This window comes from Pseudomonas sp. PS01301 (genome assembly GCF_029960215.1).
In the GTDB taxonomy this organism is placed as follows: domain Bacteria; phylum Pseudomonadota; class Gammaproteobacteria; order Pseudomonadales; family Pseudomonadaceae; genus Aquipseudomonas; species Aquipseudomonas coleopterorum.
In genome coordinates this window covers 1-15,083 of the sequence record NZ_JASCPM010000013.1, presented here as the reverse complement: position 1 = coordinate 15,083, position 15,083 = coordinate 1, and the positions used below count along the sequence as shown (strand labels likewise).

The following is a 15,083-nucleotide window of genomic DNA, read 5'->3' as shown; positions in this document are numbered from 1 at the left end:
TCCTAGTGCGTCGGGCCGAGAAAGGCCAGCCAGCGGCGTTCGGCCAGGCGAAACAGTCCGACCAGGGCAAAGGTGATGGTCAGGTAGATCAGCGCGGCGATGCCGAAGGATTGGAAGGTCAGGAAGGTCGCCGAGTTGGCGTCCCGTGCGACCTTGAGGATGTCCGGGATGGTGGCAGTGAATGCCACCGTGGTCGAGTGCAGCATGAGGATCACTTCGTTGCTGTAGTAGGGCAGCGAACGGCGCAGGGCCGACGGCATGATCACGTAGGCATACAGCTTCCAGCCGCTCAGGCCATAGGCCTTGGCCGCCTCGACCTCGCCGTGGTTCATGCTGCGGATTGCCCCGGCGAAGATCTCCGTGGTGTAGGCGCAGGTGTTCAGGGCGAAAGCCAGGATCGTGCAGTTCATCGCGTCGCGGAAAAAGTCGTTGAGCAGGGGCTGCCCCCGCACGGCTTCCAGGCTGTAGATGCCGGTGTAGCAGATCAGCAGCTGGATATAGAGCGGCGTTCCGCGGAACAGGTAGGTGTAGAACTGCACCGGCCAGCGCACCCAGCGCCGGCTTGAGACGCGGGCGATCGACAGCGGCACCGAAACCACGAAGCCGATCACCAGCGCGGCACTGAGCAGCCACAGGGTCATGGCCAGGCCGGTAATGTTCTGCCCATCGGAATAGAGGAACGGCCGCCAGTATTCTTGAAGAAGTTCGATCATCGCAGCGCCTCCCGGGTGCCCGCGCTGTAGCGTCGTTCAAGCCAGCGCAGGGCGATGTTGGACGCACTGGTGATCAGCAGATAGATGAGCGCGGCCAGCACCAGAAAATAGAACAGTTGATAGGTGCTTTTGCCGGCATCCTGGGCGGCCTTGACCAGATCGGCCAGGCCGATGATCGAGACCAGCGCCGTGGCCTTGAGCATGACCATCCAGTTATTGCCGATGCCGGGCAGGGCATAACGCATCATTTGCGGGAAGACCACGTAGCGGAAACGCTGCGCGCGCTTGAGGCCGTAAGCCGTAGCCGCTTCAAGCTGGCCGCGTGGCACGGCGAGCATGGCGCCTCGGAAGGTTTCGGTGAAATAGGCGCCGTAGATGAAGCCCAGGGTAATGACTCCGGCGGCGAAAGGATCGATTTCGATGTAGTCCCATTCTAGGGCTTCGGTCAGGCCGGTCAGCCAGGTCTGTAGGCTGTAGAAAATCAGCAGCATCAGCACCAGGTCGGGCACGCCGCGGATCAGAGTGGTGTAGAGCTGGGCAGGTACGCGCAGCACTGCCGTACCGGACAGCTTGGCGCTGGCGCCGATCAGCCCCAGTACCACGCTGACCAGCAGCGACAGCAGGGACAGCTTGATGGTCATCCAGGTGCCTTCGAGCAGCAGCGGGCCAAAGCCCTTCAAACTGAACGCGGACAACCCGAGGTACTGCAAAAGGTCGTCGAACATGAATCTGGCCTGTGCCGGTCAAAAAAACGCCCATCCCCGAGCGGGAATGGGCGCTGTCACAGCGGTACTTACTTGCCGCTGTACAGGTTCAGCTCACCGAAGTGTTTCTTCTGGATTTCGGTGTAGGTGCCATCATCGTGTAACGCTTTGATACCTTTATCGATCAACGCCTTGAGTTCCTTGTTACCTTTGGCGATACCCACGGCGGTCTTGGACGGCAACAGCTCGCTGTCGATCGGCTCGCTGACTTCATAGCCGGCGCCCTGTGGCGACTTCAGGAAGCCCAGCTCGGCCTGCAGCATGTCCTGGATCGAAGCGTCGAGGCGACCCGAGATCAAGTCGGCGTAAACCTGGTCCTGATTCTGGTAGGCCTGAGTCTTGATGCCTGCCTTGTCCAGCACGGCCTTGGCGTAGGCTTCCTGGATGGTGCCCTGTTCGTAGCCTACGGTCTTGCCCTTGAGCGAGGCCAGGTCGGTGCTCAGGCCTGCACCTTTCTTGAACACCAACGAGGTCGGGCCGGAGAACAGTTCGTTGGAGAAGTCGATGACTTTCTCACGGGCAGGGGTCACGGTCATCGAGGAAATCACGCCGTCGAACTTCTTCGCCTTGAGGCCTGGAATCATGCCGTCGAAATCGCTTTCGACCCATTTGCAGGTGACCTTCAGCTCCTTGCAGATGGCATTGCCCAGGTCGATGTCGAAGCCCACCAGGCTGCCATCGGCTGCCTTGGATTCGAATGGTGCGTAGGATGGATCGACCCCGAAACGCAACTCCTTGTATTCCTTGGCCATCGCGCTGCCGGCCGAGAACGCCAGGGCCAGAGCAGAAAGGGTCAGCAATGCTTTTTTCATCGTGCAGTCCTTAAAACCAGTTGAATGCGTTGGGTGAGGGCGATGTGCGTTACCGGCGAGTGCCAGACATCATTCTGATAGCAATTTCCGCACCATAGTCCCAGTGCAGACCGGCTTGAGTAAGGTTGTGTCGCGTCGCTGCAACTTTTCTGCGGGCTCGCACGCGTCGGCTCGCTCGAAGCGCGTGCCATTGGTACAGCAATGCCCCGAAATAATCCATGGCAAAAAAATGCACCGTGGCGGTGCATTCAATAGGTCAGGCCAGAAGGTCCTGCAGGGTCGCCAGGCTGTCGGCTTCGGCCACCGGTTTGTCATGGCGCCAGCGCAACATGCGCGGGAAACGTACGGCGATGCCGCTCTTGTGACGCTTGGATAAGGCAATGCCTTCGAACCCCAGTTCGAACACCAGCGTCGGCGTAACGCTACGCACCGGGCCGAACTTCTCCACGGTGGTCTTGCGCACGATCGCGTCGACCTTACGCATCTCTTCGTCGGTCAATCCGGAATAGGCCTTGGCGAACGGCACCAACGTGCGCCCGGACGCTTCTGGCGGACCGTCCCACACGGCAAACGTGTAGTCGCTGTACAGGCTCGCCCGGCGCCCATGGCCGGCCTGGGCATAGATCAAAACCGCGTCGACGCTGAAGGGGTCCACCTTCCATTTCCACCAGGTGCCCATGTCCTTGGTCCGGCCCACGCCATAGAGCGAATCGCGCGCCTTGAGCATCATGCCTTCGACCCCCAGTGCCCGTGACGCCTCACGCTGTCGGCCCAGATCCATCCAGTCTTCGCCGGTCAATACCGGCGAAGGACGCAGTACCGGATCGGCCGCCTGTGCGATGACCTGTTCCATCTGTGTACGACGTTCGTGTTGCGGACGGCTGCGCCAGTCTTCCCCCTGCCATTCGAGCAGGTCATAGGCGAGCACCACCACGGGAATCTCTTCGAGAATCTTCTTGCTCAAGGTCTTGCGACCGATGCGCTGTTGCAGCAGAGCGAACGGCTGCACCGCCGGTGCATCTGCCGAGGTGCTCGACGCATCGTCCAGGCTGAAATCCTCGGGCGCCACATCCGCCGGTGGCGGTGTTTTCCAGACCACGATCTCGCCGTCGATCACGGTGCCGTCAGGCAGGCTCGCGGTGAGGGAATGCAGCTCGGGAAAGCGATCCGACACCAGCTCCTCGCCTCGCGACCAGATCCACAGGCGTCCGTCCCGCTTGACCAGCTGCGCGCGGATCCCGTCCCACTTCCACTCAACCTGCCAGTCGCTGCTGGGGCCCAGCAGGGTGTCGAACTGATCGACCGGTTGTTGCAGCGAATGAGCGAGAAAGAACGGGTACGGCTGGCCGCCACGCTGGGCATGCTCGTCCGAGGATTCCTCGGCGATCAGCTTGAGGTAGCTGTCGGCAACCGGACGGTGCGAAAGGTCGGTGTAGCCCACCAGGCGCTGGGCCACGCGTTTGCTGTCCAGACCGGCCATCTGCGCGAGTGCTCGGGTCACCAGCAGTTTCGAAACGCCCACGCGGAAGCTGCCGGTGATCAGCTTCAGGCACAGCATCAGGCTGGCACGATCCAGCTGAGCCCACAGCGGCGGCAAGCGCTCGTGCAATTCTTCAGGTGGCAGCCCGCGCAAGGGCAGCAGGGCATTCTCCAGCCACCAGGCCAGGCCTTCGTCACTGGTCTGTTCTGCTTCGGGAAGCAGCAGCGAAAACGTCTCGGCCAGATCCCCTACCGCCTGATAACTTTCTTCGAACAACCATTCAGGCACGTTCGCCAACTTGATGGCCAACTCGCGCAAGACCTTGGTCGGCACCAGTTGCCGAGGTCGGCCGCCGGAAAGAAAATACACCGCCCAGGCGGCATCGGCCGGCTGGGCCTGACGAAAGTAGTCTTCCAGAAACTGACGCTTGGCATTGGTCGAAGTGGTTTCGTCGAGATTGGCATACAACTGTGCGAACGCTTTCAAGACGTGGCCTCCTGAGGTTCCTCTTCGTCACCGTATTCGGTGGTGAAGCCCTGGGCATCCAGACCGATGTCGCGCAGGTAGCGCACCAGCACTTCCACCGAACCGTGGGTGACCATGACTCGCTCGGCCCCGGTCTGCTCGATGGCCCACAGCAGCCCTGGCCAGTCGGCGTGGTCGGACAGCACGAAGCCACGGTCCACGCCGCGGCGCCGACGGGTACCGCGCAGACGCATCCAGCCACTGGCGAAGGCATCGCTGTAGTCGCCGAAGCGGCGCATCCAGGTGCTGCCCCCAGCCGAAGGCGGCGCGATGATCAGAGCATTGCGCAACGCCGGGTCGGTTTTCTTGAAGTCGCCGGCGTACTGGGTTTCCGGGATGTAGACGCCGGCATCACGGTAGACCCTGTTTAGCGGCTCCACCGAACCGTGCGCCAGGATCGGCCCGATGCTGGCATCGATGCCGTGCAGCAAGCGCTGAGCCTTGCCGAACGCGTAGGCGAACAGAACGCTGGCTTTGCCTTGCTCGGCGTTGGCACGCCACCACTGGTTCACTTCCTCGAAAATCTCCGCCTGCGGCTGCCAGCGATAGATCGGCAGGCCGAACGTCGATTCGGTAATGAAGGTGTGACATTGCACCGGCTCGAAGGGCGCGCACGTACCGTCCGGCTCGACTTTATAGTCACCGGAAGCGACCCACACCTCACCCTTGTATTCCAGGCGAACCTGGGCCGAGCCCAGCACGTGTCCGGCCGGATGAAAGCTCAGCGTCACGCCATTGTGCTGCAGGACTTCCCCGTACTCGAGCAACTGCAGATTGATGTCCTGGCCAAGACGGGTACGCAGGATGCCTTCGCCCGGCGCTGCCGCCAGATAATGTTCATTGCCGGTCCGCGCATGGTCGCCGTGACCATGGGTGATCACCGAACGCTCGACGGGCCGCCACGGGTCGATATAGAAATCCCCGGCGGTGCAATACAAACCTTCGGGACGCGCGACGACTAGGTCCATGGCAGGTGGCCAGGTGATGGGTGTGTTGTTATGAGCGAGGAGGGCGGGGGAAAGTTCGGGTGCGAAGGCTTGAGGATAGATAGCTTGCATGGAGTCGGACGTAAGAAATGATCCTCACTTCGCCGACGACGTGGTCGGCGCTCACGACTGAAACAGGTCGTCCCATCGCTGTGACTGATTTACAGTCGAAATGACGCAGACCGGCCCGGTTTCCAGCATTGCAAAATAACCCGGCAAACACGAAAATGAGAGTCATTATCACATAAGCCTTCCTAGGTTTGAGCCATGTCTTGCGTCGATCCCCTGCATAAACAGACCGTACACACCCTGTACCTCGATCATCATCGCTGGTTGTGTGGTTGGCTGCGCCAGCGCCTGGGCTGCGTCGATCACGCGGCTGACATGGCGCAGGACACCTTCATGCGGGTACTGACCCAGCGCAAGGCCCACGAACTGCGTGAGCCGCGTGCGTATTTAAGCACCATCGCACGTAGCCTGATGATTGATATGTTCCGGCGCCGCACGGTGGAGCAGGCGTATCTGGAAACCCTGGCATCCCGACCCGAAGCGTTGGATATTTCGCCGGAAACACGCCTTCTGATCATTGAAACGCTATTGGAAATCGACCGAATTCTGCACGGCCTCGGTGCTCGAACTCGACAGATTTTCCTGATGGCCCACCTGGATGGCTTGAGCTATGTGGAAATCGGTCGGCAACTGCAGGTATCGGTCAACACCGTCAAGAAACACGCGGTGCGCGCTTTGATGCATTGTTTGTTAGCCACCGAGGATTAAAACGTGGCACTGGAGACCGCGATCCTTGAAGCCGCCGCGCGCTGGTACGTCGATTTGCGATGTGATGACGCCGATAACGCCACTCGGGAAGCGCATCTGCGCTGGCTTGAGAGTGCGCCCGGCCATCGCCAGGCCTGGGAAAGGCTGATCCGATTACAGGAACGCTTTGATCGGATCGGCCCTGGAATGGCCGAGCCAACGCTCAAAAGTGCTCGAATCAAACGCCGCGAAGCGCTCAAGGTGCTGTCGCTACTGCTCGCGGCCGGAGGGGCTGGCACGTTGGCCTGGCGTAACACTGCCCTGCCGTCATTGATAGCAGATGAGCACACCGTGACGGGTGAAAGCAAAAGCCTGTCCCTGGAGGATGGCAGTCAGGTACGCCTCAATACCGCCACCGCGGTGAACATCCACTTCGGCCCAAGCCTTCGCGAGCTGCAACTGCTCAATGGAGAAATCCTCGTGGAAACGGCGCGCGATTCTCTGGCACGGCCGTTTGTGGTGCACACTCAAGAAGGCAGCATCCGCGCGCTGGGTACACGCTTTATCGTGCGCCGCCTGGACGCTCGAACCCAAGTCTGCGTGCTCGAACAGGCCGTGGAAGTGCGCAGCGTAATTCTCACGCCGACCGTGCGGGTGGAGGCGGGCCAGCAAATGTGGTTCAACCAGGACCGAATGGGCAACGTGCAGGCTGCAAGCCCCGACGCCGACGCCTGGACTCGCGGCATGTTGGTCGTCAACAACTGGCGGCTGGAAGATTTGATCCTCGAGCTCCAACGCTACCGTCCCGGGCATTTGGGCTGTCAGGCGCAGATCGCAGAGTTGCGCATCTCGGGGGCGTTTCAGTTGCGCAATATCGATACGATCCTGGAAAACCTTTCCTCGACCCTGCCCGTGCGTATTCGCCGATTCAGCCGTTATTGGACGCGCGTGGAGTCGGTCTGAACCAATACCACAAAATAAATAGCCGCTTGGGGTTGCCGATTCCAGTTTTCATTCGACTTGGTAGATAGAAGCGCATCACACGGCGCTGTCACTCTACTGCCACTGGGCGAAAGGAAACGGTATGTCCGGACACAAGCCAATCACTCAACGACCTTCGTCACTGACCCGCATCGTGCGCCGCACGTTGCTCGGCATCGCGTTGGGCGCACCGCTGACTTCGGTCATGAACGCTGCGCCCGCCTGGGGGCAGACGGCCGCGACCCTTCAGTTCGATATCCCTTCCGGCACGGTCAACGCCGCGCTGGCGCAGTTCGCGACTGCGGCGCAAATCAATGTGTCTTTCGATCCAGCCCAGGCACAAGGACAACGCTCGCCGGGTCTGCATGGCGTCTACACCGTGGACTCAGGCTTGCGCCAGTTGTTGTCCGCGAGCAAATTGCAAGCCGTGCCGCTGAGCAACGGCAGCTACTCGCTGATCCCTGTCATCGACGCAACGCTGCAATTGGACCCCACGAACATCACCGGCAGATCGGCTGACTCAGCTGCCAGCCCGGTGGAGGGTTACGTGGCCATTCGTAGCAGTGCAGGTACCAAGACCGATACACCTATCATCGAGATCCCGCAGTCGATCTCGGTAGTGACCCGTCAGCAGATGCAGGCCCAAGGCGTGCAGACCGTCACCGAAGCGTTGCGTTACGTGCCCGGCGTCAAAGTGGAAGCCTACGGCCTGGACCCCAAGGGTTTTGACTGGTTGTATATCCGCGGCTTCAACGGCCAGGCAAGCAGTGACTATCTCAACGGGCTGCGTCAGCAGAACAACAGCTACGCGTTTTTCCGCAGCGAACCCTATTCTCTGGAGCGCATAGACGTCGTACGAGGCCCGGCCTCCAGCCTGTTCGGTCAAGGGGACGCGGGTGGCATCATCAACCGTGTGAGCAAGAGACCCGAGGCCAACCACGTCAACGAAGTGCAGTTGACCGGTGGTAACCATGATCGCCTGCAAGGCCAGTTCGATGTGGGCGGTGTGCTTAGCGACGACCAACATCTGATCTACCGTATGATTGGCCTCGCCCGCGAAGCCGATACCCAGGTGGATTATGCGGATGGCCACGCGCTGACGGACGACCGCTTGTACATAGCGCCGTCTCTGACCTGGGCGCCGGACGAAGACACCAGCCTGACCATGCTCAGCGACTTCATGCGCGATTCGAACGGCGGCTCGCTGTTCGCCTACAGCACGCCGAGCGGTCATACCACCAACACGCTGATGGGCGATCACAGCTTCAACCATCTGGACCAGGAGCAATTCAGTCTGGGCTACGAATTCCGCCATCGGCTGAGCGATACTTGGGAGTTTCGCCAGAACGCCCGCTACGGACAGGTCGACTTGATCTTCCAGAACTTGCTACCGGCCGCTGTCGACACCACCACAGGTAATGTGACACGGATCGCCGACCGCTTCGATCAGCACCTGAACACGTTCAACCTCGACAACCAATTGCAAGCCGATTTTACCACCGGCCCACTGAGCCACACCCTTCTGATGGGCGTCGACTACACCTGGCAAGACGCCGATATCTCGCGCTGGCGCACCCGAGCGCCAAGCCTGAACCTGACTGCGCCACAGTATGGCCTGGCGATCGCTCGTCCCAGCGCTGGCAACAGTCTGAGCTCGATCGATTACGACCAGACCATCGAACAGGCGGGCGGTTACATTCAGGATCAGATCAAGTTCGACGATCGCTGGATTCTCACGGGCGGCGGGCGCTATGACTATGTTCGCAACGACCTGGACAACCATGTAGGTGCCTTATCGAACCAGAAGGACACTGCCTTTACCGGACGCCTGGGTTTGACCTATCTCACGGAGTTTGGTCTGGCGCCCTACGTCAGCTACGCCGAATCGTTCACGCCCAATACCGGCACCGACCGCAGCGGTAGTGCGTTCGACCCCAGCACGGCGCATCAATGGGAAGTGGGTGTGAAATACCAACCCAGCGATACCATCCTGATAACCCTGTCTGCTTATGACCTGACCAAGACCAATGTGCTGACCACTGAAATCATTGGTGGTGTGAACACCGGCTTCACCGTTGCGTCGGGCGAGCAGCAATCGCGCGGCATCGAAGCCGAGATCAAGGCGCGGCTGGATCAGCACTGGGACCTGATTGCGTCCTACACCTACACCCACGCTGAAATCACCAGGAGCAATCGTGGCGACGAAGGCAACCGGCCAGCCAACGTGCCCAAGCACATGGCGTCCACCTGGTTGAACTACACGTTCGACGACAGCCCGCTCAAGGGACTGAGCCTGGGTGGCGGTGTCCGGTACACCGGCGTGCTGTATGGCGACAACGGCAATACCTATCACATCGACAACTACACCCTGTTCGATGCCGGCGCCAGCTATCCGATCAACAAACACGTGACTGTCTCGGTCAACGCGCAAAACCTGTTGAATACCGAGTATGTGGCCACCTGTGACGACTCCTACGAGTGCTACCCTGGCATGCGACGCACGTTGCTGACCAGCGTCAAGTACGTTTGGTGATCGCCGAATTCGATCCGTTCATGCCCGTCTTCTTCAAGGTGCCAAAACGAAAAAACCCGCCATAAGGCGGGTTTTTTGGTGATATCAGAGTGGGTAGGAACCCTCTCTGACATCAAGTTTGGCTCCACGACCTGGACTCGAACCAGGGACCCAATGATTAACAGTCATTTGCTCTACCAACTGAGCTATCGCGGAATCTGCTGCGTATGTTACTGATTGCTAAGGGGAAGTCAAGCCTCCCCCAGGCAAAAAGGCTACAGCACCTGAACGATGGCCTTGATCACGCCATCGATGTTGCGCTGGTTCAGCGCGGCCACGCAGATACGTCCGGTGTCCAGTGCGTAGATGCCGAACTCGTTGCGCAGGCGAGCGACCTGCTCGGCGCTCAGCCCCGAATAGGAAAACATGCCGGCCTGACGGGCAACGAAACCGAAATCGCGGTTCGCACCCTGGGCCGCCAGCCCCTCGACCATTTGCAGACGCATGCTGCGAATGCGCTGGCGCATCTCGCCCAGCTCGTCTTCCCACATGGCGCGCAGCTCCGGGCTGTTCAACACGTTGGCGACGATCATTGCGCCATGGGTCGGCGGGTTGGAGTAGTTGGTGCGGATGACGCGTTTGATCTGCGACAGCACGCGAGAGGTCTCGTCGCTCGACTGGGTGACGATCGACAATGCGCCGACACGCTCGCCATACAACGAGAACGATTTGGAGAACGAGCTGGACACGAAGAAGCTCAAACCCGACTCGGCGAACAGGCGCACGGCCGCGGCGTCTTCGTGGATGCCTTCGCCAAAACCCTGGTAGGCCATGTCGAGGAACGGCACATGACCCTTGCGCTTGACCACGTCCAGCACGTTGACCCAGTCGGATGCGCTGAGGTCGACGCCGGTCGGGTTGTGGCAGCAGGCATGCAGCACGACGATGGAACCGGCGGGCAGGGCGTCGAGGTCTTCGAGCATGCCTGAACGGTTCACGTCGTTGCTGGTCGCATCATAGTAGCGATAGTTCTGCACGCTGAAACCGGCGGTCTCGAACAGGGCACGATGGTTTTCCCAGCTTGGGTCACTGATCGCGACCACGGCGTCAGGCGACAATTGCTTGAGGAAGTCGGCACCGATCTTCAGGGCGCCGGTACCGCCGACGGCCTGCGTGGTCACCACGCGACCTGCCGCCAGCAGCGGGGACTGGGCGCCGAAGATCAGGGTCTGTACAGCCTTGTCGTAGGCGGCGATACCGTCGATGGGCAGATAGCCACGTGCGGCGTGCTGTGCAACGCGCTGGGTTTCGGCTTCGATGACCGCGCGCAGCAGGGGAATTCGCCCCTCTTCGTTGCAGTACACGCCAACGCCCAGATTCACCTTGTCGGTGCGGGTGTCGGCGTTGAATGCTTCGTTGAGGCCCAGGATAGGATCGCGGGGTGCCAATTCGACAGCGGAAAACAGGCTCATTTTTACCGTAGCTCTGATCGGGAGTGAAGAGGATGCACGCTTCATCCATGCGGCACGAAGCGGTGCACGAGTGGGGAGTCAGTATAAAGACGCTTGGCCCATGGGGCGACAGGTTGCACCTGGTTTTACCGATTTTTGCCGATTATTTTTCGACCATTGGTCCCGTGCTTGCCGAAGGTCTTGGGCCATGCCCTTGAAACTTGCCGCAACAGGTGCCAATTAGGGTTAAGTACTGTCTATAAATACAGTCGGAAAAGTCCGACTGTAGCGACTCATGAGGTGTGGCATGTCCGAGTTTCAACTGGTTACCCGTTTCGAGCCGGCCGGCGACCAGCCGGAAGCCATTCGCCTGATGGTGGAGGGTATCGAAGCGGGCCTGGCGCACCAGACCTTGCTGGGGGTAACCGGGTCGGGCAAGACGTTCAGCATCGCCAACGTGATTGCGCAGGTTCAGCGCCCGACGCTGGTGCTGGCGCCGAACAAGACCTTGGCCGCTCAGCTGTACGGTGAGTTCAAGGCGTTCTTCCCCAATAACGCGGTCGAATACTTCGTCTCCTACTACGACTACTACCAGCCCGAGGCCTACGTGCCATCGTCGGACACCTTCATCGAGAAGGACTCCTCGATCAACGACCACATCGAACAGATGCGCCTGTCCGCGACCAAGGCGTTACTCGAACGCAAGGACGCCATCATCGTCACCACTGTGTCATGCATCTACGGTCTGGGCAGTCCCGAAACCTATCTGAAAATGGTCCTGCACGTCGACCGCGGCGACAAGCTCGACCAGCGCGCGCTGCTGCGCCGGCTGGCCGACCTGCAATACACCCGCAACGAGATCGACTTCGCCCGCGCCACCTTCCGCGTGCGTGGCGACGTGATCGACGTGTTCCCCGCCGAATCCGATCTGGAAGCCATCCGTATCGAGCTGTTCGACGATGAAGTCGAGAACATCGCCGCGTTCGATCCGCTGACTGGCGAGGTCACGCGCAAGTTGCCACGGTTCACCTTCTACCCCAAGAGCCACTACGTCACCCCACGGGAAACCCTGCTGGGCGCCGTGGAAGGCATCAAGGAAGAACTCAAGGACCGCCTGGACTACTTCCGCGACAAGAACAAACTCGTCGAAGCCCAGCGTCTGGAACAACGCACGCGCTTCGATCTGGAAATGATCCTGGAGTTGGGCTACTGCAACGGTATCGAAAACTATTCCCGCTACCTGTCCGGACGTCCTGCTGGCGCAGCTCCGCCCACCCTCTATGACTACCTGCCCCCTGACGCCTTGCTGGTGATCGACGAGTCCCACGTCAGCGTTCCGCAGGTGGGGGCCATGTACAAGGGCGACCGCTCACGCAAGGAAACCCTGGTCGAATACGGTTTCCGCCTGCCCTCTGCGTTGGACAACCGACCCATGCGTTTCGACGAATGGGAAGGGGTGAGCCCCCAGACCATTTTCGTCTCGGCCACCCCCGGCAACTACGAGGCCGAGCATGCCGGGCGAATCATCGAGCAGGTGGTACGGCCGACCGGTCTGGTCGATCCCCAGGTCGAGGTGCGGCCCGCATTGACCCAGGTCGACGATTTGCTGTCGGAGATTCGCAAGCGGGTGGCCAACGACGACCGCATTCTGGTCACCGTACTCACCAAGCGCATGGCCGAGGACCTTACCGATTACCTCGCAGACCACGACGTGCGCGTGCGCTACCTGCACTCGGACATCGATACCGTGGAGCGAGTGGAGATCATCCGCGACCTGCGTCTGGGCGCATTCGATGTGATCGTGGGGATCAACCTGCTCCGCGAAGGCCTGGACATGCCCGAGGTTTCGCTGGTGGCCATCCTCGATGCCGACAAGGAAGGGTTCCTGCGTTCGGATCGCTCGCTGATCCAGACCATCGGCCGTGCCGCGCGAAACCTCAATGGCCGGGCCATCCTCTATGCCGATCGCATGACCGGCTCGATGGAGCGCGCCATCGGCGAGACCGAGCGTCGTCGCGAGAAGCAGATCGCCTTCAACGAAGCCAATGGCATCGTGCCCAAAGGCGTGGTCAAGGACGTCGCCGATATCATGGAAGGCGCCACCGTGCCTGGCTCGCGCAGCAAGAAGCGCAAGGGCATGGCCAAGGCCGCCGAGGAAAATGCGCGCTACGAAAACGAGCTGCGTTCGCCCAGCGAGATCACCAAGCGCATCAAGCAACTGGAAGAAAAGATGTACCAATTGGCCCGCGACCTGGAATTCGAAGCCGCCGCGCAGATGCGCGACGAAATCGGCAAACTGCGCGAGCGCTTGCTCAAGGTCTGACGCCGAACCGCGAACACCACACCAGAGCCCACCCGCAACCACCCGACCTGTGGGAGCGGGGCGGGCGGCGAGCCCTCTGCCCGCGAAGGACACACCACCGTCCCCAAACCGAACGCCCATACCCCCTGCCACACGATTCTGGAGCCTGCCCCCCAAGCCCTGCTAACATCGGCGTTTCGATTCAACCTGCTCGAGACCCTCAATGACCGTTCGTACGCGTATCGCCCCATCGCCCACCGGCGACCCCCATGTCGGCACGGCCTACATCGCCCTGTTCAACTATTGCTTTGCCAAACAGCATGGCGGCGAATTCATCTTGCGCATCGAAGACACCGACCAGTTGCGCTCGACCCGCGAATCCGGGCAGCAGATCTTCGACGCCCTGCGCTGGCTCGGCATCGAATGGAGCGAAGGCCCCGACGTAGGCGGCCCGCACGGTCCGTACCGGCAGAGCGAGCGGGGCGATATCTACAAGCAATACGCCCAGCAACTGGTCGACATGGGCCACGCATTCCCGTGTTTCTGCACCGCCGAAGAACTCGACCAGATGCGCGCCGAACAGACCGCCCGTGGCGAAACCCCTCGCTACGACGGCCGCGCGCTGTTGCTGTCGGCCGAGGAAGTCCAGCGCCGCCTGGCCGCCGGCGAACCCCACGTCATCCGCATGAAGGTCCCCACCGAAGGCGTCTGCGTGGTTCCCGACATGCTGCGCGGCGACGTCGAAATCCCATGGGACCGCATGGACATGCAGGTCCTGATGAAGACCGACGGCCTGCCTACCTACTTCCTGGCCAACGTGGTCGACGACCACCTGATGGGCATCACCCACGTGCTGCGCGGCGAAGAATGGCTGCCGTCGGCGCCCAAGCTGATGAAGCTCTACGAATACTTCGGTTGGGAGCAACCGGCGCTGTGCTATATGCCGCTGCTGCGCAATCCGGACAAGAGCAAGCTGTCCAAGCGCAAGAACCCGACCTCGGTAACCTTCTACGAGCGCATGGGCTTCATGCCCGAAGCCATGCTCAACTACCTGGGGCGCATGGGCTGGTCGATGCCTGACGAACGCGAGAAGTTCTCCCTTGCCGAAATGGTCGAGCACTTCGATCTCTCCCGCGTTTCCCTGGGCGGTCCGATCTTCGATATCGAGAAGCTCTCGTGGCTCAACGGCCAGTGGTTGCGCGAGCTGCCGGTACAGGAGTTCGCCGCACGAGTGCAGCAGTGGGCGTTCAATCCCGACTACATGATGAAGATCGCCCCCCATGTGCAGGGCAGGGTAGAGACCTTCAGTCAGATCGTTCCGCTGGGCGGCTTCTTCTTCGCCGGCGGCCTGCAACTGGATGCCCGCCTGTTCGAGAGCAAGAAGCTTTCCGCCGACCAGGTGCGGCAGCTGATGCAGTTGATCCTCTGGAAGCTGGAAAGCCTGCGCCAGTGGGACAAGGAGCGCATCACTGCAACCATCCAGGCCGTGGTCGAGTCGCTCGGCCTGAAACTGCGCGACGCCATGCCTCTGATGTTTGCCGCGATCACCGGGCAAGCCAGTTCGGTGTCGGTCCTGGACGCCATGGAAATCCTCGGCCCCGACCTGACCCGCTTCCGCCTGCGCCAAGCCCTGGATCTGCTCGGCGGTGTTTCCAAGAAAGAAAACAAGGAATGGGAAAAGCTCCTGGCCGCGATCGCCTGACCCCCGACGCGGCTTGCGCCGCTGCTACAGAAGATCGCGGGCCAGGCACACCGCATGTGCATCCGATGCACCACGATCCCTGTAGCAGCGGCGCAAGCC

The 15,083-nt window shown here is 60.8% G+C and carries 11 protein-coding genes and 1 tRNA gene; 5 read left to right on the top strand and 7 right to left on the bottom strand.

The window, feature by feature from the left end:
• Positions 1-2: 2 nt before the first annotated feature.
• The 5 genes from QMX89_RS09025 to QMX89_RS09005 all read right to left on the bottom strand — a co-directional run bounded on the left by QMX89_RS09025 (position 3) and on the right by QMX89_RS09005 (position 5,262).
• The gene (locus tag QMX89_RS09025) at positions 3-713 is read right to left on the bottom strand and encodes an ABC transporter permease (RefSeq protein WP_049861472.1); all 711 of its coding nucleotides are present in this window, start codon (positions 711-713) and stop codon (positions 3-5) included.
• Positions 710-1,438 carry an ABC transporter permease gene (locus QMX89_RS09020; RefSeq protein WP_282347868.1) on the bottom strand — a complete coding sequence of 243 codons (729 nt, stop codon included), beginning with the start codon at positions 1,436-1,438 and terminating at the stop codon, positions 710-712. The genes QMX89_RS09025 and QMX89_RS09020 overlap by 4 nt, the downstream gene beginning before the upstream one ends.
• Positions 1,439-1,506: 68 nt before the next feature.
• Positions 1,507-2,289, bottom strand: coding sequence for a transporter substrate-binding domain-containing protein (locus QMX89_RS09015; protein WP_049861470.1), 783 nt, complete (start codon positions 2,287-2,289; stop codon positions 1,507-1,509).
• 256 nt (positions 2,290-2,545) lie between these two features.
• Positions 2,546-4,255 (bottom strand): ATP-dependent DNA ligase, encoded by a 1,710-nt coding sequence (locus QMX89_RS09010; RefSeq protein ID WP_282347867.1) that lies wholly within the window; start codon positions 4,253-4,255, stop codon positions 2,546-2,548.
• The gene (locus tag QMX89_RS09005; RefSeq protein WP_090356843.1) at positions 4,252-5,262 is read right to left on the bottom strand and encodes a ligase-associated DNA damage response exonuclease; all 1,011 of its coding nucleotides are present in this window, start codon (positions 5,260-5,262) and stop codon (positions 4,252-4,254) included. Before QMX89_RS09005 ends, QMX89_RS09010 begins: the two co-directional genes overlap by 4 nt.
• 285 nt (positions 5,263-5,547) lie before the next feature.
• Between QMX89_RS09005 and QMX89_RS09000 the strand changes: the two genes are divergently transcribed.
• The 3 genes from QMX89_RS09000 to QMX89_RS08990 all read left to right on the top strand — a co-directional run bounded on the left by QMX89_RS09000 (position 5,548) and on the right by QMX89_RS08990 (position 9,550).
• On the top strand, positions 5,548-6,057 hold the full coding sequence (locus tag QMX89_RS09000; RefSeq protein ID WP_090356845.1) for a sigma-70 family RNA polymerase sigma factor: 510 nt from the start codon (positions 5,548-5,550) through the stop codon (positions 6,055-6,057).
• Positions 6,058-6,060: 3 nt separating this feature from the next.
• Complete coding sequence (locus tag QMX89_RS08995; RefSeq protein WP_282347866.1) at positions 6,061-6,999, top strand: FecR domain-containing protein; 939 nt, start codon at positions 6,061-6,063, stop codon at positions 6,997-6,999.
• A gap of 121 nt (positions 7,000-7,120) precedes the next feature.
• Positions 7,121-9,550, top strand: a complete 2,430-nt coding sequence (locus tag QMX89_RS08990) for a TonB-dependent siderophore receptor (protein ID WP_282347865.1) — start codon at positions 7,121-7,123, stop codon at positions 9,548-9,550.
• Positions 9,551-9,669: 119 nt separating this feature from the next.
• Here the strand turns inward: QMX89_RS08990 and QMX89_RS08985 are convergent.
• Both QMX89_RS08985 and QMX89_RS08980 read right to left on the bottom strand, forming a co-directional pair.
• Positions 9,670-9,745 (bottom strand) — tRNA-Asn (locus tag QMX89_RS08985).
• Between the two features lie 59 nt (positions 9,746-9,804).
• The gene (locus QMX89_RS08980) at positions 9,805-11,001 is read right to left on the bottom strand and encodes an amino acid aminotransferase (protein WP_282347864.1); all 1,197 of its coding nucleotides are present in this window, start codon (positions 10,999-11,001) and stop codon (positions 9,805-9,807) included.
• A 286-nt stretch (positions 11,002-11,287) separates the two neighbouring features.
• On the opposite strand from QMX89_RS08980, the gene uvrB reads away from it, so the two are divergent.
• A complete protein-coding gene (gene uvrB, locus QMX89_RS08975) occupies positions 11,288-13,303 on the top strand; it encodes an excinuclease ABC subunit UvrB (protein WP_049861466.1) in 2,016 nt (671 codons plus the stop codon).
• 202 nt (positions 13,304-13,505) lie between these two features.
• Positions 13,506-14,984, top strand: coding sequence for a glutamate--tRNA ligase (gene gltX / locus QMX89_RS08970; RefSeq protein WP_282347863.1), 1,479 nt, complete (start codon positions 13,506-13,508; stop codon positions 14,982-14,984).
• The last annotated feature ends 99 nt before the right edge of the window (positions 14,985-15,083 follow it).

Bases quoted from the DNA above. Each gene is read 5' to 3' on its own strand.
- QMX89_RS09025 (WP_049861472.1), bottom strand. From the start codon at position 713: ATGATCGAACTTCTTCAAGAATACTGGCGGCCGTTCCTCTATTCCGAT.
- QMX89_RS09020 (WP_282347868.1), bottom strand. From the start codon at position 1,438: ATGTTCGACGACCTTTTGCAGTACCTCGGGTTGTCCGCGTTCAGTTTG.
- QMX89_RS09015 (WP_049861470.1), bottom strand. From the start codon at position 2,289: ATGAAAAAAGCATTGCTGACCCTTTCTGCTCTGGCCCTGGCGTTCTCG.
- QMX89_RS09005 (WP_090356843.1), bottom strand. From the start codon at position 5,262: ATGGACCTAGTCGTCGCGCGTCCCGAAGGTTTGTATTGCACCGCCGGG.
- QMX89_RS09000 (WP_090356845.1), top strand. From the start codon at position 5,548: ATGTCTTGCGTCGATCCCCTGCATAAACAGACCGTACACACCCTGTAC.
- QMX89_RS08990 (WP_282347865.1), top strand. From the start codon at position 7,121: ATGTCCGGACACAAGCCAATCACTCAACGACCTTCGTCACTGACCCGC.
- QMX89_RS08980 (WP_282347864.1), bottom strand. From the start codon at position 11,001: ATGAGCCTGTTTTCCGCTGTCGAATTGGCACCCCGCGATCCTATCCTG.
- uvrB (WP_049861466.1), top strand. From the start codon at position 11,288: ATGTCCGAGTTTCAACTGGTTACCCGTTTCGAGCCGGCCGGCGACCAG.
- gltX (WP_282347863.1), top strand. From the start codon at position 13,506: ATGACCGTTCGTACGCGTATCGCCCCATCGCCCACCGGCGACCCCCAT.